Consider the following 24,409-nt stretch of genomic DNA (forward strand, 5'->3'; position numbering starts at 1 on the left):
GCTAATAGCTAAAAAACCATTTACTACCTATTACCAATTAGCAATTAGCAATTAGCAATTAGCAATTAGCAATTACCAAGAACGCCATGACAGCAACTATACCCAAACCGCAATCCAAATCGATTATTCCACCCTCGAAGCACGAATTCGCCGAAGTCATTCACCGTTTGGAAGCAGGCGGATCGATGCTGCCAGATACCCCGGAAAATTTGATGCAAATTATCGGCATTTATAAAGCATATGCCGTGCCGATGGATTTCTACTGGCGCGACTTGCTTTATATTGCTGAGCGCGTCTTTTTAAATCCATTTCCCTTTTTTAAATACTTCCTACCCCAGGAGTATTTAGACCTGCACAACCACTACGCTGGCGATGATGCAGATTTGCGAATCTGGCGCGGGCAAGCTTCTGCCCACCCAGAACTTTTGGCATTTATGGAAAAGGGTGAAACCCGGAAAATGCCGAAGTTATTACATCATTTGTGGCACGATCGCATCAACATGGAATTTGCCGAAGCTTGCATGTACGCAATGCTTTGGCACCAAAAGATGGGCGGTAGATTTAACGATTATCTGGAAAGCGACGAATACAAAGCCAATGCAGACCGAGCAATTAAAGCCTACTTTAAAGGCAATAAGGTGATGCTGGGACTGTATAAATTGTTTCCAGAAATGTTTTACGAACAGTGCCGCATGATGTCTTATTATTCCAATCTCGGACTGTTCTGGGAAATCATGGCGCCGGTGTTCTTTGAAATGTCGGATATCTACGATGAAGGCGGGTTCAAAGGCGTGCCGGATGCGATGAATTTTCTGATTAACGGTATCTTTGCGATCGCCGGTCGTCCGATCTACCACCATGTCTACGTCGGTGACGAATGCTACGAAATTATCCCCAAATCAAAGGGGTTTATGTGGCTGTATGAAGCTGCATTACCCTATGTAGAAGCGGTTTTCTATCGCACCGCACCTTTTAGGGGCACGAAGTCTTACAATGCTCAAGCAAAACAAGTCCCCGACGAGCAAAAAGACTTCCACTACGGCATTCTTTATGCCGACGTATTTCCGGTAGGAACTGCTGGTATTCCGCCCACATTATTGATGCAGGATATGCTGCATTTCTTGCCTCCTTATTTGCTGGATTACTACAAGCAACACTGCCGGGGCGAAGAGGATATGTTAATCCAACTGGGGATTACTTTCCAACGTTCGATGTATAACGTAACTTCGGCAGTAATTCAAGCTTTGCGGTGCGCCTTGTTGTATCCTTTAGACGATCCAAATCCGAAGCATTTAATGGCAAATCGTAAGTTCTTTGAATCACAAATGGATCGGTTTATTCGTCCTGAATCTCGTCTGCGACAAATACAACGGCAGGATTATCGGTAATCTATCTCGGGGCACGGCAGGTTTAAGGTTATCTGTTTTTATTAGAAATCTCGGATGCCGTGCCCCTACTGCGACAAATACAACGGCAGGATTATCGGTAATCTATCTCGGGGCACGGCAGGTTTAAGGTTATCTGTTTTTATCAGAAATCTCGGACGCCGTGCCCCTACCGTTATTTAAAGGTTATCTATTTTTATCAGAAATCTCGGACGCCGTGCCCCTACCGTTATTTAAAGGTTATCTATTTTTATCAGAAATCTCGGATGCCGTGCCCCTACCGTTATTTAAAGGTTATCTATTTTTATCAGAAATCTCGGATGCCGTGCCCCTACCGTTATTTAAAGGTGATCTGTTTTTATCAGAAATCTCGGATGCCGTGCCCCTACCGTTATTGCAACAGGAGGAATTTTAAGACGATAAAATAGAGATACGCCTTGCGATGGCAATTCATCCCCCACTCGTTCCATCACCCGGAAAGATTTGATTCGTAACCAAATTTTTACAATTGAGAATATTCTTTCACCAGCAGAATGCGCCGAGTATATTGAATTAAGCGAAAATATTGGTTACGCCGCAGCTCCTATTATCACGTTACGAGGATTTCAAATCCGTCTTGAAATCCGCAATAACGAGCGCGTTATCCTGGATGATTTAGAACGGGCGGCAAATCTTTGGCAACGGGTATCTGCTTATATTCCGGAAAAAATTGGCAGGTGGCGGGCGATTGGATTAAACGAACGTTTTCGATTTTATCGCTACGATCCGGGTCAAAAATTTGCACTACACCACGATGGTTCCTATCGGAAAGCCAACGGTGAAGAAAGTTTGTTAACGTTGATGATTTACCTAAATGAAGGTTTTGCAGGAGGAGAAACCCGATTTTATGTAGGGACACGGCATCCTTTGTATCTGAGAAAAACAGATAACCTAAACATGCCGTGCCCCTACTATGGCGATCATAGTGAGATTTCTGTAGTTCCAGTAACGGGAATGGCGTTGTGTTTCATCCACGATTTAGCCCACGAGGGAGCATCAGTAATTCGGGGACGCAAGTATGTTTTACGGTCGGATGTAATGTATAGCGATTGCGCGCAACAAGCTGAGTAGGCAGAGATCGCAAGAGTTAAAAACTCTCATTTAAGCTTCCGTCTACTTGCGATAGCAACGAGCAGTTATCAAGTAAGGGTGAAAAACTTCTAGAAAGTTACGCTGAAGCGATCAGGTTATCTTAAACCATTATCTGATACCCTGCCAGAGTTGACCAGAAGCGATAATTCCCGCTTGGTCGATCTCGATGCCAGATTTGGATAGTGTCCACATGCCCATAGCTGAACATATTAATGGCGTACACTATGAGGTACAGGACTTACGCGCATATTTCCGGTTTCTACGAAAAATCCTTGGGAAAGGGAACCAGAGATATGCATACCCGACGCTTCGCGAACGAGGTCGAAACCGGGTTTCTGGCAACGCCCTGGTGTAAGTTCTGAAGTAGAGCAACTCTTTTAAGTCGTGAGACTCCTCTAACCGTTGAGGGTTGCCCCAATCGGCAACATATTGGCACGCACAAGGTGTTTGATGATATTACATTATGTGTACTAAAACAGAAATAGTCGGGAGCATACCTAACAGACTCAATCCCAAAACCCCACATCCAACATTGAATGACCATGACTCAAACTTTCGGGGAATTTAGAAAAAATCTACCTACCGACCAGGAATTTTTAATCCTTGGATTCTCGCCGAGTTCGGTTTCCCTCAAGCAGCGCTGGCGCAACAATGGTTTGTCAGCTGATTTTATTGCCGATTACTTAACGACGTTCTTTCCAGTCAGCGAGGACGAACCAAGTACGAAAGAAAAGCAAGTGGAATTCAAAGGAACTGTTAATTACATTGCGAATGAGTTACTAGAAAATGCGATGAAGTTTAGCGATGATACATGCAATTACCCGATCAAATTTGGACTGCACTTGCTCTTGGATACAAGAGTTACAGTGGTACTGATCGTAACTAATAGTATTCCTGCCGCAGCTTTGGATAAGTTTCAAACCTTGATTCAAGAATTACTCGATGAAGATCCGGCAGAGTTATACATTCGGCAGTTAGAGAAAAATGCCTGCAACGATAATGGCAACAGTTCTGGGTTAGGACTGATAACGATGAGGCACGATTATTTAGCCAAGTTGGGCTGGAAGTTTGAAACCGTGCAAAAAGAGCCTCAAGTAGTTGCAGTGACGACAATGGTACAGTTAACCTTATAGGGACTAGGGGTTTGTTCGATTGATATCTACACCATTAGGAGACTGGATAGGTGGAAATTCAGGACATTCAAGGGGAAAACTACAAGGTAATCTGCGAAATGGCGACAGGAACCGTAAACTTTGAGGGCTGGCTGCGGCTAGAGGGAATGGCAGAGTACGCACCTATAGTGGATTTACTCAATAAAGTAACCGCTAATACTACTCCAACCATTACCCTAAATCTGAAGGAACTGCAATTTCTCAACAGTTCCGGCATTAATATGTTATCTAAATTTGTGATAGACGTGCGTAAGAAAAAAACGATTCAGCTTGTGGTTAAAGGTTCTGAGGTCATCCCTTGGCAAAGCAGGTCTTTAAAGAATTTGCAGCGCTTGATGCCGGATTTAAAACTGGAATTTGAATGACCGAGAAAAGCGGTTAGGGATGAGGGGCTAGGTGCTAGGGAATATTGAGAAAATATAGTCTCCTAGCCCCTAGCCCCTAGCCCATTAAGATCACTGTATCTATGACGTGAATCACACCGTTATCTGCTTCGATATCTGGCGCTACAACTGTGGCATTCTTGACTTCAAAACCATCCGAACAATCAATTCTGATCGGCGCCCCTTCAACAGAAATTACCTCACTCACTTGCGCTAAATCCGCTTTCATTAACTTCCCAGGCACGACGTGATAAGTTAAAATCCTAGCTAACTGGGGAATATTTTGCACCAGGGTTGTTATCGTTCCTGGTGGCAGCTTGGCAAAGGCATCGTCATTGGGTGCAAACACAGTAAAAGGCCCAGGACTTTTTAGCGTTTCCACTAACCCAGCCGCTTGGACGGCGGCAACTAGGGTGTTGAAAGAACCTGCACCTACTGCAATATCAACTATATCAGCCATATACTCCACCTGATTCAAAAAAGCTCCTTTAAGAAAGTTAAACTAATCTGGCTCCCACCTACAAAGAAAACAAGTTATATTATTTCATCGCTTTAGCTGGGGGTATCCCCAACCGAGCAGTCGGTATTGACAATTTTGCTATTAAGTGGTAGAGCAATAGGGGTGAAAAATTAGGGGCCGTTTTGTAAAGGCTTGTAAAAGACTCGGCTTGGCGGGCACCCAGAAGTTTTATCTTGATATTAAATCCTCATCGAGCGCTAGCTTCAAAAACTCGATCGATTCTTACCACAAAAACCGATGATAGAAAAAATATTGCTGGCTGACTCCGGAACTGGTCATTCTGAAGAAATGCTCAAGGTGTTGATGGAAATTCCTTCCATCAAACCTGCCTCGGTCACCGTCCTGCACGTCGTGCCGCCCCAAGTGACGTCTGAGGCTATGACTGAAAAATGGGAAGAAGGCGGTAAATTCCTCGCTACCGCGATTCAGTCGTTGAAATTAGATCCCAATCACGTCACCGCCATGCTGCGCCAAGGCGACCCCAAAACCACAGTCTGTCAAGTCGCCGACGAAATCGATGCGGATCTGATTATCATGGGTTCCCGTGGACTCAAACGGTTGGAGTCGATCTTAGAAAACTCGGTTAGCCAATACGTTTTTCAACTGTCCAATCGCCCCATGTTGTTGGTCAAAGACGATATTTACGTCAAAAAAATCAACAAAGTGATGGTGGCGATGGATAATTCTGAGGCTGCCCAACAGTGCTTGAAGCTGGCGATCGCTCTCGTGCGCGATATTAAAGGAGGTCAGCTAGTACTGGTGCGCGTTAATCCAAAAGGAACCACCCCAGCTACTCCCCCCGAAACCGATCCGGTGCTAGCACCTGCTGTGGCGGAAGCGAAGAAAATGGGCGTTTCTTACCGCTGCGTCATTGGCACTGGCAAACCAGGGGAAGAAATTTGCCGCCTCGCCCAAGAGTCAAACGTAGATTTGTTAATCCTGGGGTCGCCAGAGCGTCGCCCTTCCATCGCCAAAGGTCTGCCAGATTTAGACCGCCTGCTAGGTGCTTCCCTGTCAGACTATGTGCGAGTCTATGCCACCTGCCCGGTGTTGTTAGCCCGCACCGTTGGTGAAACTTGATCCAGTCTTGAAGAGGACGCACCGGAGGGGGGGACGGGGGGACGGGGGGAATGTTTTGCCACAAATCGACTTGTCGCCGCGTCTCCCACTCGACCCGTCTTCTTGGTGATAAAATTAGCCCCAGCTACCAAATAAATTAAGGCTGCTGGGGCTTGTTTTTTTGCCAGCAAACTGCTAGGATTTACCGCTTTGGCGGCTAGCAGTTTGAATGTACAAAATGATTAAAAATGCAGCAGGGACAAGTACAAACAAAAGACTTGCAACAAACCCAAGGTCATTAACTTGCATGGAAACAGTGCCTCTATCAAAATCGCAAATCAATACGCCTAGAATATCATTATTCGCGATCGCTCATGCAGGAGCAGTCAGTTGTAACCCAAAATACAAACAACTGACCTACTCCAAAGAAACATTTCAGGACTTACGCCAACAAACCGGGTTGCTCGGAAAATTCTACGCAGAAACAAAGGTGATAGGTTCGTCGTGCGTAAGTCCTGCATTTGTCAAGGCTTCGTAGCGACAATAACTGGCCCATTTACCAGGGTTTGACAGGCTAGACGATAATTTTGCGGCTTTTTCTTCAGTTTGCGGTTTTCTACTTCGGTGCGGGGGGAAAGATTTTCCATCCCTTCGACGATCTGCACAATACAAGTGCCGCATTGACCATAACCACCGCAATTCATCATCTTGCCCGTGAACGTGTAGAGGTCGATGCCATTTTGCAGCATTTTTTCCCTTAAATTAGCGCCGTCGGCTGCTACTACTTCCTTATTTTCTTTGACAAATTTGATGTTAGCCATTGCCAGTCCCTTGTTCACCTAACATTCGTTCCTTATGGATTATGTTACTTTACTTTTTGTTAAGAAGTATTGCCAAATTGAGCGGAACTTACCCACGACGAGGCCAGAAACCCGGTTTCGACCGTCGATCTATCGTTCGCTTTGCCAAGGATGTTTGGTAGAAACCGGGTTTCTGGTTTTTCTGATGGAGAGGCGGCGCGTGCCCAGTTGGTGGCAATCGCGCAGACTGTTTGCCGATTCCTGCCGTTGAAGAGGACGGGTCGAGTGGGAGACAAGGGAGAGGGTCGAGTTGTAGAGAAAAATTCCCCGCGTCAGGAGCGTCACCGTGTCCCCGTGTCCTCTTATGTTCTAGCGGGTTTGGGTACATGGTTATGGCGCCGTCGCGGAGAGATTGCTGACCTCGCGCTGTAGGGTTGCCAGCGCTCGATTGTAGTCGAGAATGGCGCGGACGCGATCGCCCTCAGCACTTGTCAGGTCGTTTTCCGCGTCGATGACTTCAGTTTGAGTCCCCACGCCTGCTTGGAAGCGCAAGCGAGCTAGGCGCAACGCTTCGGCGGCTTGTTCTAGAGCAACGCTGGCGGTTTGGATATTTTCCAGACTTGATTGCAAGGTGAAATAAGCTTGTTCCACCCGGAAGCGAATCTGATTGCGCTGGTTGGCAAATTGAGTTTCGGCAATGCCAATATCCGCTTCCTCCTGAGCCGCCCGTGCATTTGCCGCCCCCCCATCGAAAATACTCCACTGCAACCTCGCTCCTGCCGAATAGCCATCGGCAAGCCCCAAACCATCGTTGAACACATCCAACAAGTTGTAATTGAAAAATAAACTCAGTTGGGGGAATCGACCCGAGCGGGCGATGCGTCGTTGTTCCCGATTAACGTTCCGTTCGGCTAATCGCTGTTGCAACTCGGCGCGGTTTTGAAACGCCAGGACGATACTTTGTTCCAGGGTGGGGTTCCACAGCCCCGCCACTGCCACCGGATCGGCTGCAACCATATTTACAGATTGAGGCAAACTCAATAACCGGGCTAAATCTCGCCGTCGGATTTGCCTATCGGAACGGGCGCGAATCAAGTTTTGGTTTTCCCTCGCCAACTGCACCTGGGCGCGCAGAACATCAAATCGGGTTCCCAATCCCGCCTCAAACAGCGCTTGAGCATCTTGCAAACTCCGCTGGGCATTCCTCACCGCCGACTCGGAAATTCGCACTTGCTCGTCGGCTTGTTGCAAGTCGTAGTAAGCAACGCTGACATCTAAACGAGTTTGCTCTCCCAGACTCTCTACCTGCAACTGATTGATCCGCACCTGTTCTTGTGCTGCCCGAATTTGAGCTTGTACGCGCCCGGCGGTAAAGATGTTGTAATTAATGCCTACCGTCGAGTTCAACTGCGTGCTAGTTCTTTCATCCGGGGCGTCCGGGATGTCCCGTCGCTGTGCGGGTGGTAGATTGCGTTGGGCTTCTCGCTGGCGCGAGACTTCTGCACGGGCGGCCTCGATCTGAAACTCGCTTCCAGTTGATCGCCCCCCTGAGAATGTTACATCTAAATCCACCGTAGGAAACAAACCCGCCCTCGCCTCGCCCAGGGCAGCTTGGGCGCGTTCCAGCTGAAGTTGAGCCACCTGTAGATCGGGATTGTTGCGCCGCGCCAGTTCGATCGCTTGTTGTAGCGTTAAAGGCTGAGTCACCTCGATATCGACTTCTTCCGGGCGGGTGGGAAACTGTAAAGGGTTGGGATTGGGTGCTAAAAACCCAGGAATTGCAGTCCTTCCCGACGGCTGTATCGGTGTAATAAGGGGCTTTTGAGAGTTCAATTCTTGTGCTTGAGCTAAGGTGAAGACGCTTTGCGTTCGCGCTAGCGTGCCGGAGGCATATCGCGCTAGTTGCACAGAGTTAGGAGCGAGAAAACTCCCCGTGTCGCTCAGTTTGCCCATCTGGGCGTTCCCCAAAACGTTACCCTCTTCTGGGTGATGCCCAATCCCAGGGTAAGCTTGATTTGCCGTGTCCAGGGCGAACCCTGGTGTATTGGGAATGGCGATCGCATTCCCGTTAGGTATGACGATCGCCGCACTCACACTCACAACCACAAAATTACGAAACGTAGACATATGTTTTTAAACCGTCTGCTGCCTTGATTAGCTGAAGTAGGACTTACGCAAAGATACCCGGTTTCTACGAAACATAGTTGGTTTGGCAACCAGAGATCAACGAAGAAACCGGGTTTCTGGCCTAGTCGTGCGTAAGTCCTGTGAAGGTTCAGACACTACAACCTAATGCAGCATAGTCGATTGTTGGGCATGAGGCATAGGCTATCAAACTGGAATTTCCACAATCAACTCTGTCCCTTGCCCTGGGGCAGAAACACAACGAATTTGACCCCGATGTTTTTCTACCACAATTTGGTGGCTGATAGATAACCCCAATCCCGTGCCACTCCCGACAGGTTTTGTAGTAAAAAAGGGGTCAAACATTTTGTTCAGTACTTCCTCAGTCATACCAGGGCCATTGTCAGCAATCCGAATCACAATGCGGTCAGTTTTCTGGTTCCCTGGTTCAACCTGGGAACCAGATGCGGCTGGTTTCTCGAAATCGTTCCCTGGTTCAACCTGGGAATCAGATGCGCGAGGTTGCTCGAAATCGTTCCCTGGTTCAACCTGGGAACGAGATCCGCGAGGTTCTACCTTGCTTGGTGCAAGATGTGAGTTATTTGCGATTGCTAACTCTTCGGCGCTGACTACTGAGGTACTAATCGTAATTTTTCCTGGGTAAGATTGAGTTTCTAGGGCGTCAATCGCATTGTTGAGCAGATTTGCCAACACCTGATTTAACTGACTGGCATAACAGGCGACTGGTGGCAGTTCCCCATAGTCCTTAATTACCTCAATTTCTGGGCGTAGTTGGCGATCGGTTTTGTCTGTGTCTCTCAGTCGCTGCTGCAAAATTAGCAGGGTATTGTCAATGATTTCATGGATATCTACTGTTTTTAGCTCTGCTTCATCTAGTCGGTATAACAGATTTAACGATTGAACTATTTGCTGAATTTCCTTGGCTCCCCCATCGATTTTTTCTATGATTTTATACCAATCTCTGACTATAAATTCCCAATCTATTTCCTCAATTGCCTGCTGAATTTCTCTAGGTGGATTGGGATAATTTTTTTGATAAATTTCCCCGAGAGCGGTGAGGTATTGGAAATAGTGACAAGCCGGATTAATCTTGCTTAAAATCAAGCTAACTCGATTGTTTATTTCCTGGGCAACTCCCGCAATCATTCGCCCTAAACTAGACATTTTTTCGGTTTGAATTAGTTGGGCTTGGGTGCGCTTTAATTCTTGCAATGTCAATTCTAATTTAATCGCTTTTTCTCGTTCCCGCGCTTCACTTTGTCGCAGTGCCTCTTCGACTTGCTGGCGCTCTTCTATCTCCTGAGACAGCCGTGCATTTTGTTCGGCAAGTTGCCTTTCTTGCGATCGGATGCGCAATTGATTCTCTACACGCGCCAATACTTCTTCCAGGTGAAACGGCTTGCTAATGTAGTCCACTCCGCCAACTTTAAAAGTTTTCACGATATCAAATGTTTCGTTCAAGGCGCTGATGAAGATAATGGGAATATCCCTCGTTCGTTCATCTGCTTTCAATGTTTGACAGACTTCATAACCATTCATGTCCGCCATCATAATATCCAGCAAAATCAAGTCTGGAGGATTGGCTAAAATAGATTGTATAGCTAGTTTGCCGTTGGGTGTGATTCGCACTTTATACCCCTGCTTGGATAGCATGTCGCTTAACAGATGCAAATTGGCAGGAGTATCATCAACCGCGAGGATATTTCCTTTTAAGTGGGTTGTTGATTCTTGGCTTGGATCTGGGCTGGGCGAAAATGACATTTTTGCTGTCTAAGTTACTAAAATTGAGTGAATTTGGGTCAGTTTTAATCGGAAAATAGAAATATTTTAATTTTTGCCTTTATGGGGTGAGGTCAAGGTTAGTAATTCCTCAAATTGGAAGTTGTGAGTTAAATTAGCGAGCGCGTTAGCTAAAATTTGGCAATCGGAGGGGATTTGGTAGATTAGAGCCAGCATTACATCAAAATCGCTTTCAATTGTAGCTTGGTAGAAGGAAACCAACCAATCATCTGGTAAAACGGCAATATCTTCCCTTGTCAAAGCCAGCAATTCATTTTTAGTTGCATCCTGCTTGTGAGTCGGTTCTTCATCAACAAATTGCACTCCAATATATTTGTTCATTGCCTCAAAAATCTCGGTTTGTCGAAAAGGTTTGCTCAGATAATCATTGCAACCGATTTGTATAGCGATCTCTCGCTCCGCTGCTGAACTACTAGCTGTTAAAGCAATGATAGCAGTAGCTTTTGACTCGTTCCCAGGCTGCTTAGACTCGTTCCCAGGCTGCTGGCTTGACTCGTTCCCAGACTCCTGCCTGGGAATGCAGATTTCCGATGGGGAATTCTCCCTCGCTCTGATTTCTTTAGTAGCTTCATATCCATCCATTAGAGGCATTAGCAAATCCATCCAAATTAAGTGCGGCTGCCAACTTTCCCAAACTTCTATTGCTTCAATCCCGTTGCTAGCTTCCCGAATATCGAAGCCAAAGGTAGAAAGCAATTCAAACAGTAATTGCCGATTTTCTGGCGAGTCATCTACAATTAGGATGCGATATTTCTGTTGATTAGGTTGCAGGGCAAAAATGCGACGCGGAGGTTGTTTTAGCTCGAGATACTCACGCTCAACCAAGTTCACTTTGATTTCAAACTTGAAGGTGCTTCCCTTGCCAACTTGGGAACTAACTGTTATTTTACCGCCCATTAATTCCACAAACTTGCGGCTAATGGCTAAGCCTAATCCGGTTCCCTCTTGAGCTTTTTTGCCGGTTTGGGTTTGCACAAATGGTTCAAAAATAGTTTCTAATTCATCGGGAGAAATACCGCAACCTGTGTCAGCAATCTCAAACTGTAATCGGTAATGGCGTTCCCTGGCAGAGCATGGGAACGAGGGTGGCTGTGCCTGGTAATGGCGTTCCCTGGCAGAGCATGGGAACGAGGGTGGCAGAGTCTGGGAGCGAGGATATTGGGTATTGTCTGGTGTTTTAACTTTTAAACAGACGCTTCCTTCTTGGGTAAATTTAATCGCATTAGAAAGCAGGTTAATTAATACTTGGCTTAACTTGAGTTCATCGGTTTCAATGTATTGAGGAACTTCAGGCGACCGCTCAAAAATCAACTGCAATCCTTTATTGTTCGCTTTGAGGCGAAACATATCTGACAAACCGTTGAGCAAATCGTAAAGATTGAAGCTATTTTCGTTGAGGGTGGTACGTCCTGCCTCAATTTTAGATAAATCTAAAACTTGGTTAATTAAAGCGAGCAAGTGTTCCCCGCTGCGGATAATAATGCCGAGATATTTTTTGTGTTCCGGTGCTAGGTTTGGGCTGTTGTTTATGAGTTGAGAAAAGCCCAGAATCGCGTTGAGGGGGGTACGCAATTCGTGGCTCATATTCGCCAAAAAGGTGCTTTTGACACGATTGGCGACTTCAGCGGCTTCTAGAGCTTGTTGCAGCGCTGCTTGGGCAAGTTTTCGCTCGTTAATATCTTCGGCTACAGCGATGGCATATTTGGGTTCGCCATCGGGCGATCGCACTAAAGTGCCAATCATATTTACCCAAATAATCGAGCCATCTTTGCGGATATAACGCTTCTCCATCGTGTAACTATCCATCTCTTTTTCCCACACGCGGCGAACGAGTTCTAGTTCAACATCGAGATCTTCCGGGTAGGTAATATCTTCCCAAGTTCGCTGGCTCATTTCCTCATAGCTGTAACCCACGATGTCGTAAAATGTTTGGTTGATCCGCACAAACTCACCGTCTAAACTCGAATGGCAAATGCCGATGGGCGCTTGCTCAAAAGTGGCGCGAAAGCGTTCTTCACTTTCTCGCAGTTCCTGTTCTGCTTGTTTGATATCGCTGAAATCGCGGGCGACAGCTAAGGCAAATTCGATGCTGTCATCGCAGTTAAATTCAGGCACAATCCGAACTTGATAAAATTTACAGCCAAGGGGTGAGGGAAAATCAAACTCAATCCGCTGTTCTTTCTTCCTGGCGAATAACATTTGCAAAGCGTCTTCCCAAAGCTTGGCAAATTCCAGGGGCATTCCCAACTCTCGATGGCTTTTACCAATAAATGCTTCTGGGGAGATTCCCGTTGCTAATTCTGCGGCTGGATTAACGTATACGTGGCGCAGTTGCCGATCGAATCGAGCAATTACATCGGGGGAATTTTCCACCAAGGCTTTGAATTCTTGCTCGCGACGATATAAAGCTTCTTGCTTCTGTTTAAGTTCTGTGATGTGGCTGGCTGTTCCCGTCCTGCCGACGATATTGCCCTGTTCGTCCCGCAGCGGCATCGCGTTAAATAACAGGTGAATCGGTTTATTATCTTTGGCTATATGAGTCGTTTCATACTGGAAGATTGACTCTCCTTTCATCAGTTTTTGATGAACCGCCGCATCTTTAACTATTTGTTCGGCTGTGAGGAAATCTGCGAACGGACGACCGATCATTTCACTCGGTTCGTAACCGTAAATTTGTTTCACCGCTGAGTTGACAAAGGTAAAGCACCCTGAAGCATCCACCGAGAAAATCAAGTCCTGGGATGTTTCAACCAAGTTGCGATATTTTCGCTCGCTGCCAGCAAGTGCCACTTCAGCTTTTTTGCGTTGGGTAATATCCATCACAATTCCCAACAGTTGGATCGCCATTCCAGCTTCGTTTAAAACTACTTCTGCCCGCATGTCAATGTATCTAATTTCACCATCGGGTCGCACAATCCGTAACTCGATTTCATAGGGTATTCCTTCGGCGATCGCGCGCTGTATAATTTCCTCAAAAGTAGCGCGGTCATCGGGATAAATCATCTCCACGATTTGGGGATAAGTCGGTTCGGGTTGGTTGGGATCTAAACCAAATATGCGAAATTTTTCTTCTGACCAGCTAATTTCTCCAGTCAGGATATTAAATTCCCAACTGCCGACATGGGCAACTCGTTGGGCATGGGCAAGATTGGCTTCGCTCTTTTTGAGTTTTTGTTCTGCCAGTTTGCGATCGCTAATGTCGCGAGAAATGCCCACAACTCCGATAATATGACCTTGGGGATCTCGCCAAGGGGATTTCGTGGTTAGCAGCGTCCGCATGATGCCCTGTTGGGGTACGAGTTCTTCATAAGTTAAAGATTCGCCCATCGTCATGACTTTCTTGTCATCTGCCATAATCTGGCGGGCTACATTTTCGGGAAAAAATGCCGTATCGTCCTGACCAATAATTTCCTCCATTGATTTAGAAAACCAGCGGCTGACTGTGGAATTCGCGACCATATAGCGCCCCTGTTCGTCTTTGACAAACACGACATCGGAGGTGCTGTCAATCAGGGAACGCAACATATTATTGCTTCTTTGAAGTGCTTTTTCTGCCTGGTTTTGTTGGGTAATGTCGTGGGCGATGGAGAGAATGCAGGGAATGTCCCCAATCTGGATCGCCTCTGCCGACACCAGCACCAATCTGATTTCGCCAGACTTGGTGCGAAACTGACATTTTTGTTTGTAAACACTGCCCGAAGTTTGCAATGCCGAAAGGAAGCACAAGCGTTCTTCTTGATTGACCCAAAAATTGAGTGATTCAGCCGTTTTCCCCAGTACTTCCTCTGGGGTATAGCCCATCATGCTGCAAAAACTATGGTTAACTTCGATCAAGCACTCTTCTGCCAAACTGGCGATCGTCATCGGACTGGGACTCGACCAAAAAGCTTTGGCAAATTTTGCTTCCGAAAGCCGCAAAGCTGACTCCGCTACCTTACGCGATCGCACTTCTTGCAGAAGCAAAGCATTTTGCTCTTTCAGTTGTTTCGTGAGATATCGCAGTTTTAAATGAACGTTGAGCCTAGCAATAATCTCCTCATGTTGCAGCGGTTTGGTTACGTAGTCTACCGCCCCCAAATTCAATCCTTTGACTTTATCCACCCCCTGGTCGAGAGCACTCATAAAAATTACCGGAATGTCATTCGTTGCTTTTGTTGCTTTCAAGCGGCGGCAGGTTTCAAACCCATCTATTCCCGGCATCAATATATCGAGCAAAATGATATCTGGTAAAACTCTTTGCAGTCTTTGCAGCGCTTTTTCTCCGCTCGTAGCTACCAAAACCTCAAATCCATACTCAATCAGCAAATCTGATAAAACTTTGATGTTAGTCGGTTGGTCGTCTACGATTAAAACTTGCGTCTTCTGCTGTAATTTCATAATTTATTTACCACATCTTATGAAAATTTATTATTTATTTTCACTATTTTAATAAAAATATAAAAATAAGTGTATTGTTTTATGATATTTTCATAGCCTCACATCACCTCACATCATATCACCTCACATCCTTCTATACGCTTGAATTATGGTATTTTACAAAAATTTCTCGAGCTGGTTTTACGTAGAATATTATACCAGCATAAATTCTTGAGATAGCCGCTCAACCAAAGGGCGGGAATCAAGTTTCGGGTAGATATGGGGCGATTAGCCCAGCGATCGCATCATCATCATACTGCGCGGCAAACTGCAATACAGTGCTAGCAAATCGAGCATATTTATAGTTTAACCCTTGCAGCCGATTTGCTTGGCGAATCACTTCCTCAAAGTTACCAATTTGAGCGGCTGCGTACAGGCTAAACAACTCTTCGACGGGAGGCATTACCAAGTCTTCTGACTCGCTGGTATTAGGATCGATGGGACTGTTTGAGGTGGAAAAAATCCAGGACAGTCCGAGAGAATTCTCTATTTTTTCTAACAATTCCTCTAGTTGGAAAGGTTTAGCAATAAAATCCGTATAGCCGGTTTGTTCTTGCTTCTGGTTCTCCAACTCGAATATCCCACCAGAGATAATCAGGATCGCCGTATGCTGAAAAGCGGGCAACGAACGCAGTTGGCGACACAGATCAAAACCATCCATTCCAGACATCTTTAAATCGGTCAGAATCAAATCCGGTTGATGGACAATGGCTTTTTCTAAAGCTTCTTTACCAGAACTGGCTTCAATTAACTCAAAGCCAAGCGGTCGCAAAAGTGCCACTATGATAAAGCGTTCCTCTCGCCAGTCGTCAACTACCAAGATTTTGCGCTTTTTGCCTTCGTAACCCGTCACGATTGATTGGGGTTGTACAGGGGTTGGTGTGGGGTGTGGTTTTACAGAAATCGGCAGTTCGATTTCAAACCAAAACTTACTCCCAACACCCAAACAACTTTCTACTTGGAGAGAACCTCCCATCATCGAGACTAACTTATTGGTGATGCTTAATCCCAGACCCTCACCCTTCGCTAGTTGCGAGAGATCGCCCACTTGCTCAAACGGGAGAAATATTCTTTCTAATTGGTCGCTGGAAATGCCTATACCTGTATCTTCAACTTGAAAGCGAATTTTGGTAATTGGGAATGGATTATAACTTTCCCTATTACCGATTACCTCAACTTTGAAAATCACGCTGCCTTTGTTGGTAAATTTAATTGCATTACTCAACAAATTCATCAAAATTTGACGCAAGCGCTTTTCATCACCATTGACGTGATTGGGAATCTGCCCTTCTGTTTGGTAGGTGAAATAAATACTTTTTTTTTCGGCTTTGCTCCGACTGATTATTGATAAATTAGCCAGAAAAGAAGGGAGATGAAAATCTTTCTTAATTAAATAAAGTTTTTGATCTTCAATATTAGACAGATCTAAAATGTCATTAATTAGACTCACCAGGTGAGAACCGCACTGCTGAATCAGGTGAATCCGTTCTTGGTGACGGGGAGTTAGATCTGGCTCGCGCAAAAGAATCTGAGCATAGCCTAGAATGCCGTTGAGGGCAGTTCGCAGTTCGTGGCTCATATTAGCCACAAAAGCATTTTTAGCTTGATTGGCGACTTCGGCAGCTTCTTTGGCGGCTTTTAGTTCGGCGGTGCGTTCTGCAACGGTTTGCTCTAGAGAGTTATTGAGTGTTTCGAGTTGTTCGTTAAGCAGCTGTAGTGCTTGATTTTTTGCTTCTAGTTGTTGTTCCTGGGTATAGCGACGCAGTGCTTCGCTGACGGTCAAAATCAAGTCGGTTTCGTCCCAAGGTTTGGGAATATAGCGGTAGAGGTTAGCACGATTGACGGCATTGACAATGGCTTGAGTATCCGCTTGTCCGGTTAAAAGAACGGTCATCGTTTTGGGATAGTAAGTATGAACTTGGATCAGCAATTCATCTCCCTTCATTCCCGGCATAATTTGGTCTGAAATTACCAGCGCTACGTCAACATTATTTTCTTGCAACTCTGCGATAATCGCCAGGGCATCTTTGCCGCTGCTAGCAATTGCAATGTCATAATCTTTACCAAAAGATAGTTTTAACTGCTCTTGGAGACTCCTTAAGACGATTTCTTCATCATCTACACAAATAATTGCTAGCTGATTCATCAAATTTCCCTATCCTGACCTGGAAATAAACGCGCCGCTGCCGACTTGGCAATAACGTAAAACACCGGCACGACGTAAAGGCTCAATATCGTAGAAACCAACATCCCGCCCAAGATTGCCATCCCCAATGAAATGCGGCTAATTGCCCCTGGACCAGTTGTAAATGCCAAGGGCATCGATCCTAATAGGGTAGATAATGCTGTCATCATAATCGGGCGAAAGCGTACTCGTCCCGCTTCTAGTGCTGCTTTGACAATCGGTAACCCTTGGTCGCGCAGTTGATTGGAAAATTCCACCATCAGAATCGAGTTTTTGGTGACGATGCCGATGAGCATAATTAACCCAATCTGACTGTATACATTTAAATTCATTCCCGATAGCTGGAGTGCCACAAACGCTCCCAAAAGCGAAGGCGGTACGGCGAGGAAAATAATCAAAGGATCGAGAAAGCTTTCAAATTGGGCTGCCAAAATTAGGAAGGTAAAAACTAAAGCCAACCCAAAAATAAACAGCGTCGATTGTCCTGCTTCCCTCAACTCTAGCGATTGTCCCGCCAAAGCCGTGCGAATTTCTGGGGGTAGTTCTTGCCTTGCCAAATTTTCCAATGCAGCGATCGCCTCCCCTAAAGTATATCCCGGCGCGGGAGAAGCCGTAATTGTGGCAGCACGCGCGCGGTTAAAGTGATTAATTTGCGGCGGTGTAGTTGAGGGAGTAACCGTTACCAGGTTAGTCAAGGGAATTAATTGTCCCTGGTTAGATCTGAGGTAAATTTCGCGAATATCTTGCGGGGTGGCGCGAAACTGTTTTTCTGCTTGCACGACGACTTCATAGCGACGATTTCCCTGATTAAAACTGGTAATTTCCTGCCCGCCTAAAAGTATTTGCAGCGTGCGGGATATTTCCCGCACCGAAACACCCAAATTAGCAGCTTGTTCGCGGTTAATCCTCAAGGTTAATTCTGGTTTATTCAATTTTAAATCCGTATCGGCATTGACTAATTGGGGCAGTTGTCTGGCTTTTTGGGCTAAATTTTCGGCTGTGGCGGCAAGTGTTTCCAACTCGCTTCCTTGCAATACAAATTGTACCGGCTGACCAAATCCAGACCCCGGTAACGCGGGTGGGTTAATTGGTAACACCAGCGCGTCGGTAATTTGAGAAAATCGACCAAACAATTGACCAATTGTTGCTTGTTGCGACTGTTCGGGTTTTGGACGTTCGGACCAAGGTTGCAATCTGGCAAAAGATATTCCTTGATTGACTTGTCCGACTCCAGTGCCACCGCCGAATGCACCGATGACAAAGTAAGTGCGGATATTGGGGATGGAAGAGAAAATCTTTTCCACTTGCTGCATCACCCCGTCGGTATAGTTAATCGTAACGCCTTGGGGAGCGCGGACGATAGTGAGGATCGAACCTCGGTCTTCGTTGGGTAAAAGTTCCGAAGGCAATTGTAGATAAACCCAGCCAGCTAGTCCGATCGATACTAAAAAGCTTAATACGACTGCGGCTTTTAAATGCATCAACAAACGCAGCGACGATGCATAACCATCCCTGACCCGGTCTAGGGCCCAATCAAAGGCGTCAAAAAACCACCTTGACCACCAGGGTAATCGGGTTTGTTGGCGCAGCAGTCGAGCGCACATCGCCGGCGCTAGAGTTAAGGCGACGACGGTGGAAAATACAACTGCCCCGGCGATAGTAATGGCAAATTCGTTAAATAGGCGTCCCGTGGTTCCCGTGGCGAAACCGACGGGCAAAAATACGGCGATTAAGACAACGGTGGTAGCAATGACTGCAAACACGACTTCCGATACCGCCGCATAAGTTGCTGGGAAGGGAGCCATCTTTTTTTCTTCGATGTAGCGGACGATATTTTCCAGCACGACGATGGTGTCATCCACGACAATCCCCGTGGAGATGGTGAGGGAAAATAAAGTCAGGGTATTAATGGAAAACCCTAACGCGAACATCAAGCCAAACGCGCCGATAATCGAGACGGCGATGGTGACGGCGGGAACTAGAGTACCGCGCCAGTCTTTGAGAAATAGAAAGATTACCAGGACGACGAGAAAGACTGATAGGTAAAGACTGCCCCAAACTTCATCGATCGCCAGTTGGACAAAATTGGAAGTATCGAAGGCAATTTGGTATTCCATCCCGGTGGGAAAAGTCCGGGATATTTCAAGAAATTTGGCTCTAGCGCCTTTGGCGACTTCGATGGTGTTGGCGTTGGAGAGTTTGACGACGCCTAATGCTACCGCAGGTTGACCGTTGAAGCGGACGAAAGAGCGATCGCTTTCGGCGCCAATTTCCGCCCTCCCCACATCTTTGAGTGTGACTTGAGAACCATCTGGATTGCGTTTGATTACCAACGCTTCGTATTCTGGAGGCGTTTGCAGGCGTCCCAAAGTACGGATCGAATATTCCGAACTTTGCCCTTCAATTAAACCGGAAGGAATCTCGACGTTTTCGGCGCGCAGTGCCTGCTCTAGATCCAAAATCGTCAGGTTGCGCGCCGCTAACCGCTGGGTATCGATCCACAAACGCATCGCATAACGACGTTCGCCGCCGATAGTGACGCTACTCACCCCAGGGACGGTTTCTAAACCGTCCACAACGAAGCGGTCGGCGTAGTCACTTAATTCTAAGGTAGAAAAATTGCTACCGTAGAGAGCAAACCAGATAATCGGGGAAGCATCCCCCGATTGTTTGCGGACAATGGGTGCTTCTGCGTCATCTGGAATATTTCTAGCGGCACGGGCGACGCGATCGCGCACGTCTTGGGCAGCGGATTCGATATCGCGATTGAGTTGAAATTGTACGGTAATGTTGCTAACCGATTCCCGACTTTCGGAACTGAGGGTTTTAATTCCTTCTACACCGTTGAGTTCGGCTTCCAGAATTTCTGTTACTTCTGTTTCTACGACTTGGGGACTAGCACCGGGATAAACCGTGGAAACGTTCACCACGGGGGGGTCAATGCTGGGATATTCCTGCACTGGCAGGCGGGTATAACCCACCAACCCTACCAAGACGATGAGCAACGAACAAACAGAAGCAAAAACGGGGCGTTTGATAAAAAAGTGGGTAAACATGATGGGTCGTGGATCGTGGGTCGTCCGTCGTGGGTCATATTCCGTTTGTAGTAGGCGCTTTAGCGCCCCCGGGGGCTTGACCGCTTGACCGATTGGCAAAAATTATCTGGGGCAGGAGCGATTGCGAAATTATTTGTGAAGCTTTAGTCGATCCTACGAAAGCGTGCGCCTGATGCCGCGACATCTGAGTCACCCTGCCTACTTTAATTTTATAATTATTATTAAAGTTTTTCACAATTTTTTCACCCACATGTTCCAGAGCCGCCTGTAAATTTAAACTAAGTGCAAATCCCTAATCCGATATGGAGTTACCAAAATTTATACAAACGCAACAAGTAGACTTATCCAACTGCGAACCCGAACCCATTCATACTCCTGGTAACATCCAGCCCCACGGCGTCCTGCTGGTTTTACAAGACCCACAGTTAAAAATTTTACAGGCCAGTCGGAATACCCAGGAGTTTTTGGGGATTCCAGCCCAATCGTTAATTGATCGGGACTTAAGTATCTTATTTGATGGCGAGCAAATTGATAGGTTAAACTCCTATGTATTACAGGAAAATATAGAAATTTTTAACCCAATTAAACTATCAATTGAAGTGCAGGGGCAACCTGTATTCTTCGACGGTACTATCCATCGAAATGATAAAGTATTAATTTTGGAATTAGAGCCAGCCAACTATAACGATACGGAATTACCTTTGGGATTTTACCAGTTAATTAAATCAACAATTTTAAAGCTTAAACAATCTTCAGACTTTCGCGAAACAACAGCAATACTTGCCCAGCAAGTCCGCAAGGTGACCGGGTATGACCGCGTGATGATTTATCAGTTTGAACCCGATGATAGTGGCGTTGTGATTGCAGAAGATAAGCCAGAAGAACTTGAGCCTTTTTTGGGTTTGCATTACCCGGCTTCAGATATACCTGAATTGGCGAGAAAACTCTATTATAACAATTGGCTCCGGTTAATTGTAGATGTTAATTATCAGCCGGTAGAAATCTTCCCAAAAAATAATCCTATAACTAACGCTCCACTCGATTTGAGCTATTCAATTCTCAGAAGCGTTGCCCCCGTTCACGTGGAATATTTACAAAATATGGGGGTTAGTGCTACGCTGTGTATTTATTTATTCAGAAAAAAAAGGATTTGGGGTTTAATTGTTTGCCATCATTATTCACCCAGATGCGTGAGTTTTAAAATCAGGAAATTTTGCGAATTTTTAGGGCAATTAATGTCGGTAGAACTAGCGTCAAGGCATGAAAGAGAGTCGGAGCGATACCGAGAAAGAATTAAAAAAAATCAAGAGAAGTTAAAGGGGATTTATTGCAGCATTGACCAAGCTAACCTAATAGAATATTTTCAGGAAAATGCAGAAATTTTATTAGAGTTGGTGAAGGCCAAAGGGGCAGCAATTTATTTAGAGGAGAATTTAACTTTACTTGGTACAACTCCACCGGCACAAGCCGTGGGGGAATTAAAATTTTGGCTGGTGAAATATAGCAGAAAAGAAATATTTTATACGAACCATCTGGCTCAACTTTATTCAAAAGCAAAGGAATTCAAAGACATAGCTAGTGGCTTGCTGGCAATTTCTATTTTTCTCAATCAAACTTCCTATCATATTTTTTGGTTTAGACCTGAAGTAATTCAAACAGTAAACTGGGCAGGAGATCCGGATAAAAATATATCGGTTGGTTCAAACGGAATTTTGCAACTTTCACCGCGGAACTCTTTTGAGTTGTGGAAACAGGCAGTTATAGAAAAATCAAGACCTTGGAAACAACTGGAAATTGATGCAGCACTGGAATTAAGGAATACTTTAATGCTAGCGCTTTTAGAGTTTTCTAAAGCGGCGCTGCAAGCAGCAGCAGAACGAGCAGAAGTAGCGAACCGAGCCAAAAGTCAATTTCTGGCTAAAATGAGCCACGAACTGCGGACTCCCCTCAACGCAATTTTGGGTTTTACCCAACTCATGACCCGCGATACTTCGCTTTTACCCCAACAAATAGAGCCATTAAAAATTATTAATCGCAGTGGGGAACATTTGCTAGCTTTAATCAACGATGTTTTGGAAATGTCGAAAATTGAAGCAGGCAGTTTGACACTGAATGAAACCAGCTTTGATTTGTATCAGTTGCTGTTTTCAATCGAAGATTTGCTGCGGATAAAAGCTTTAGAAAAAGGGTTACAGATTGTCTTTAAACGGAAGCCAGAAGTACCTCAATATATCATTACCGATGAAAGTAAGTTGCGTCAAGTTTTGATTAACCTTATAGGTAATGCGATTAAGTTTACTGCTTCTGGTAGCGTAATTGTGCGAGTGAAAGCGGCGATGGTTGATGACAATTACCAATTAGCAAGTAGCAAGTACCAATACTTAATTTTTGAAATAGAAGATACCGGGTATGGAATTGCTGCCGAAGAACTTGAATCTTTGTTTGACCCATTCGTGCAAACTGAAACCGGACGTAAGTCAATGGAAGGAACTGGGTTAGGTTTACCCATTAGCAGACAATTTATCAGATTAATGGGAGGAGATATCGAGGTTCGCTCTCAATTGGGTATGGGAACGATTTTTACATTTGATATCAAATTGCGCTTGGCTAATGCGGGTGATGTTGAAACAAATTTAAAGACCAAGCGGGTGATTGGTTTAGCAGATGGACAACCCAAATATCGCATTATGGTGGTTGAGGATGTAGAGGAGAACCGCCTTTTTTTAGTCAGACTTTTGCAAGCAGTAGGTTTTGAGGTGCGTTCAGCTGAAAATGGCATTGAAGCACTAACTTTGTGGGAAACTTGGTCACCCCATTTGATATTAATGGATATGCTAATGCCGCAGATGGATGGGTATGAAGCGACTCGACGCATTAAAGCGACGCTTAAAGGTCAGGCTACTGGGATTATTGCCTTGACTGCAAATGCTTTTAACGAGGATCGAGCGGCTATTTTGCAGGCGGGATGCGACGATTTTATGCGTAAGCCTTTCCACGAAGAAATACTCTTTGAGAAAATGGCTCATCATTTGCGAGTGCGTTATCTTTATCAACAGGACTCTCCTGGCGCGATCGCAGCCAATCAAAACCCAGATTTACCCTATAGCATCGATGCTGCGTCCTTACGGGTAATGCCCCGCGAATGGGTCGTACAGCTAAACCAAGCTGCACTGGCACTTAATCACGAACCTATTATGGAGCTAGTTGGGCAAATTCCTCAAACCGAAACCAACTTAATTACCACCTTAACAAACTGGGTTGATAACTTTCGCTTAGATATAATCATCAATTTAACAGAAACCGCACTTAAATGAATGAACTTACTGCATCTACATCCCCAGGGGATATTCTCATCGTTGACGATGCTCCAGAAAACCTGCGACTTTTATCAGCAATCCTCAAGACACAAGGATATCAAGTCAGGCAATCGATCAACGGACAACTCGCTTTAAGAGCAGCCCAGTTAAATCCACCGGATTTAATTTTGCTCGATATTAGTATGCCCCAGATGGATGGCTATGAAGTTTGTAAACATTTGAAATCTTCTGAAAAAACTCGCCATATTCCCGTAATATTTATTAGTGCCTTAGATCGCGAAGTCAATAAGGTGAAGGCTTTTGAATTAGGGGGAGTGGACTACATTACCAAGCCGTTTCACCTCAAGGAAGTATTGATGCGCGTGCAGCATCAGATTGCGCTGCATCGGTTACAAAACCAACTGCAAGCCCAAAATTCCCGACTTCAGCAAGAAATTACCGAACGTCAGCGTGCCGAAGAAGAAATTCGCTTTCTCCTAACTACCACCAAAGCGATTAGCAAATCCCCAGATTTTCACGCGGCCCTAAAGATTACCCTGCGCTATATTTGTTTGATGATTGGCTGGGATTGCGGTGAGATTTGGAGTCCTAACAGCGAGGGAACTAAACTCGAAAGCAGTATTTGGTTTGTGAGAGATGCCAAACAAGAAGCCTTGACCCATCCGAGCGAAACTTTTAAATTTGCCCATAACTTTGGACTCCCGGTACGAGTTTGGTCTTCTAAACAACCTGAATGGATAGAAAATGTTTTAGTCCAAGACATTTCGGCTTTTCTCCGCAGCCAGATGGGGTCTAATATGGAACTAAAAACCGGGTTGGGGATTCCTATTCTTGTGAATGACAGGGTTTTAGCGGTTTTAGTTCTATTCAAAAAAACTCGCTCTCAAGCGGAACAGCGATTAATTGAGGTCGTTAATACTGTAGCCGCCCACTTGAGCGAGTTTATTCAGCGCAAGAAAATTGAAGCTGAATTGGTTGTAGCTTATAAAGAACTTAAGCGGCTTTAGAGAATGGGTAATTGGTAATGGGTAATTCTCACC

At 45.5% G+C, this 24,409-nt stretch carries 16 protein-coding genes; 7 read left to right on the plus strand and 9 right to left on the minus strand.

Features of this window, described 5'->3' with window-relative positions; genetic code table 11:
* Positions 1-86: 86 nt before the first annotated feature.
* The 4 genes from ACE1CM_RS23465 (at position 87) to ACE1CM_RS23480 (ending at position 4,053) form a co-directional block, all read left to right on the plus strand.
* Positions 87-1,388, plus strand: coding sequence for a CO2 hydration protein (locus ACE1CM_RS23465; protein WP_374880880.1), 1,302 nt, complete (start codon positions 87-89; stop codon positions 1,386-1,388).
* A 480-nt stretch (positions 1,389-1,868) separates the two neighbouring features.
* Positions 1,869-2,495, plus strand: a complete 627-nt coding sequence (locus tag ACE1CM_RS23470) for a 2OG-Fe(II) oxygenase (protein ID WP_374880882.1) — start codon at positions 1,869-1,871, stop codon at positions 2,493-2,495.
* Positions 2,496-3,058: 563 nt separating this feature from the next.
* On the plus strand, positions 3,059-3,649 hold the full coding sequence (locus tag ACE1CM_RS23475; protein ID WP_374880884.1) for a DUF6272 family protein: 591 nt from the start codon (positions 3,059-3,061) through the stop codon (positions 3,647-3,649).
* Positions 3,650-3,699: 50 nt separating this feature from the next.
* Positions 3,700-4,053, plus strand: coding sequence for a hypothetical protein (locus tag ACE1CM_RS23480; protein ID WP_374880885.1), 354 nt, complete (start codon positions 3,700-3,702; stop codon positions 4,051-4,053).
* Between the two features lie 76 nt (positions 4,054-4,129).
* Here the strand turns inward: ACE1CM_RS23480 and ACE1CM_RS23485 are convergent, their stop codons facing one another.
* Positions 4,130-4,531, minus strand: coding sequence for a fasciclin domain-containing protein (locus ACE1CM_RS23485; RefSeq protein WP_374880887.1), 402 nt, complete (start codon positions 4,529-4,531; stop codon positions 4,130-4,132).
* 297 nt (positions 4,532-4,828) lie between these two features.
* Between ACE1CM_RS23485 and ACE1CM_RS23490 the strand changes: the two genes are divergently transcribed.
* On the plus strand, positions 4,829-5,671 hold the full coding sequence (locus ACE1CM_RS23490; RefSeq protein ID WP_374880889.1) for a universal stress protein: 843 nt from the start codon (positions 4,829-4,831) through the stop codon (positions 5,669-5,671).
* Positions 5,672-5,845: 174 nt separating this feature from the next.
* Here ACE1CM_RS23490 and psbM read toward each other — a convergent pair whose 3' ends face one another.
* From psbM to ACE1CM_RS23530, 8 genes are all read right to left on the minus strand, one after another.
* On the minus strand, positions 5,846-5,959 hold the full coding sequence (psbM, locus tag ACE1CM_RS23495; protein ID WP_374880890.1) for a photosystem II reaction center protein PsbM: 114 nt from the start codon (positions 5,957-5,959) through the stop codon (positions 5,846-5,848).
* Between the two features lie 215 nt (positions 5,960-6,174).
* Positions 6,175-6,471 (minus strand): 2Fe-2S iron-sulfur cluster-binding protein, encoded by a 297-nt coding sequence (locus ACE1CM_RS23500; RefSeq protein WP_226590923.1) that lies wholly within the window; start codon positions 6,469-6,471, stop codon positions 6,175-6,177.
* Between the two features lie 129 nt (positions 6,472-6,600).
* A complete protein-coding gene (locus tag ACE1CM_RS23505) occupies positions 6,601-6,795 on the minus strand; it encodes a hypothetical protein (protein ID WP_374880892.1) in 195 nt (64 codons plus the stop codon).
* 45 nt (positions 6,796-6,840) lie between these two features.
* On the minus strand, positions 6,841-8,577 hold the full coding sequence (locus ACE1CM_RS23510; protein ID WP_374880894.1) for a TolC family protein: 1,737 nt from the start codon (positions 8,575-8,577) through the stop codon (positions 6,841-6,843).
* A gap of 204 nt (positions 8,578-8,781) precedes the next feature.
* Complete coding sequence (locus tag ACE1CM_RS23515) at positions 8,782-10,356, minus strand: response regulator (protein ID WP_374880896.1); 1,575 nt, start codon at positions 10,354-10,356, stop codon at positions 8,782-8,784.
* 66 nt (positions 10,357-10,422) lie between these two features.
* Positions 10,423-14,772 (minus strand): PAS domain S-box protein, encoded by a 4,350-nt coding sequence (locus ACE1CM_RS23520; protein WP_374880898.1) that lies wholly within the window; start codon positions 14,770-14,772, stop codon positions 10,423-10,425.
* Between the two features lie 241 nt (positions 14,773-15,013).
* Positions 15,014-16,957, minus strand: a complete 1,944-nt coding sequence (locus tag ACE1CM_RS23525; RefSeq protein WP_374880900.1) for a response regulator — start codon at positions 16,955-16,957, stop codon at positions 15,014-15,016.
* Positions 16,957-20,052: an efflux RND transporter permease subunit gene (locus ACE1CM_RS23530; protein WP_374880902.1), complete on the minus strand. Its 3,096-nt coding sequence runs from the start codon at positions 20,050-20,052 to the stop codon at positions 16,957-16,959. The genes ACE1CM_RS23525 and ACE1CM_RS23530 overlap by 1 nt, the downstream gene beginning before the upstream one ends.
* A 302-nt stretch (positions 20,053-20,354) precedes the next feature.
* Here ACE1CM_RS23530 and ACE1CM_RS23535 point away from each other — a divergent pair, with 302 nt between their 5' ends.
* Positions 20,355-23,366 (plus strand): ATP-binding protein, encoded by a 3,012-nt coding sequence (locus ACE1CM_RS23535; protein WP_374880904.1) that lies wholly within the window; start codon positions 20,355-20,357, stop codon positions 23,364-23,366.
* The gene (locus ACE1CM_RS23540) at positions 23,363-24,376 is read left to right on the plus strand and encodes a response regulator (RefSeq protein ID WP_226581941.1); all 1,014 of its coding nucleotides are present in this window, start codon (positions 23,363-23,365) and stop codon (positions 24,374-24,376) included. The genes ACE1CM_RS23535 and ACE1CM_RS23540 overlap by 4 nt, the downstream gene beginning before the upstream one ends.
* Positions 24,377-24,409 lie beyond the last annotated feature (33 nt).

This window comes from Microseira sp. BLCC-F43 (genome assembly GCF_041929235.1).
Taxonomy (GTDB): Bacteria; Cyanobacteriota; Cyanobacteriia; order Cyanobacteriales; family Aerosakkonemataceae; genus Microseira.

Excerpts from the sequence above, each read along its gene's own strand:
- ACE1CM_RS23500 (WP_226590923.1), bottom strand. The coding sequence starts at position 6,471 with ATGGCTAACATCAAATTTGTCAAAGAAAATAAGGAAGTAGTAGCAGCC.
- ACE1CM_RS23465 (WP_374880880.1), top strand. The coding sequence starts at position 87 with ATGACAGCAACTATACCCAAACCGCAATCCAAATCGATTATTCCACCC.
- ACE1CM_RS23535 (WP_374880904.1), top strand. The coding sequence starts at position 20,355 with ATGGAGTTACCAAAATTTATACAAACGCAACAAGTAGACTTATCCAAC.
- ACE1CM_RS23525 (WP_374880900.1), bottom strand. The coding sequence starts at position 16,957 with ATGAATCAGCTAGCAATTATTTGTGTAGATGATGAAGAAATCGTCTTA.
- ACE1CM_RS23520 (WP_374880898.1), bottom strand. The coding sequence starts at position 14,772 with ATGAAATTACAGCAGAAGACGCAAGTTTTAATCGTAGACGACCAACCG.
- ACE1CM_RS23475 (WP_374880884.1), top strand. The coding sequence starts at position 3,059 with ATGACTCAAACTTTCGGGGAATTTAGAAAAAATCTACCTACCGACCAG.
- ACE1CM_RS23490 (WP_374880889.1), top strand. The coding sequence starts at position 4,829 with ATGATAGAAAAAATATTGCTGGCTGACTCCGGAACTGGTCATTCTGAA.
- psbM (WP_374880890.1), bottom strand. The coding sequence starts at position 5,959 with ATGCAAGTTAATGACCTTGGGTTTGTTGCAAGTCTTTTGTTTGTACTT.
- ACE1CM_RS23510 (WP_374880894.1), bottom strand. The coding sequence starts at position 8,577 with ATGTCTACGTTTCGTAATTTTGTGGTTGTGAGTGTGAGTGCGGCGATC.
- ACE1CM_RS23540 (WP_226581941.1), top strand. The coding sequence starts at position 23,363 with ATGAATGAACTTACTGCATCTACATCCCCAGGGGATATTCTCATCGTT.
- ACE1CM_RS23485 (WP_374880887.1), bottom strand. The coding sequence starts at position 4,531 with ATGGCTGATATAGTTGATATTGCAGTAGGTGCAGGTTCTTTCAACACC.
- ACE1CM_RS23530 (WP_374880902.1), bottom strand. The coding sequence starts at position 20,052 with ATGTTTACCCACTTTTTTATCAAACGCCCCGTTTTTGCTTCTGTTTGT.
- ACE1CM_RS23515 (WP_374880896.1), bottom strand. The coding sequence starts at position 10,356 with ATGTCATTTTCGCCCAGCCCAGATCCAAGCCAAGAATCAACAACCCAC.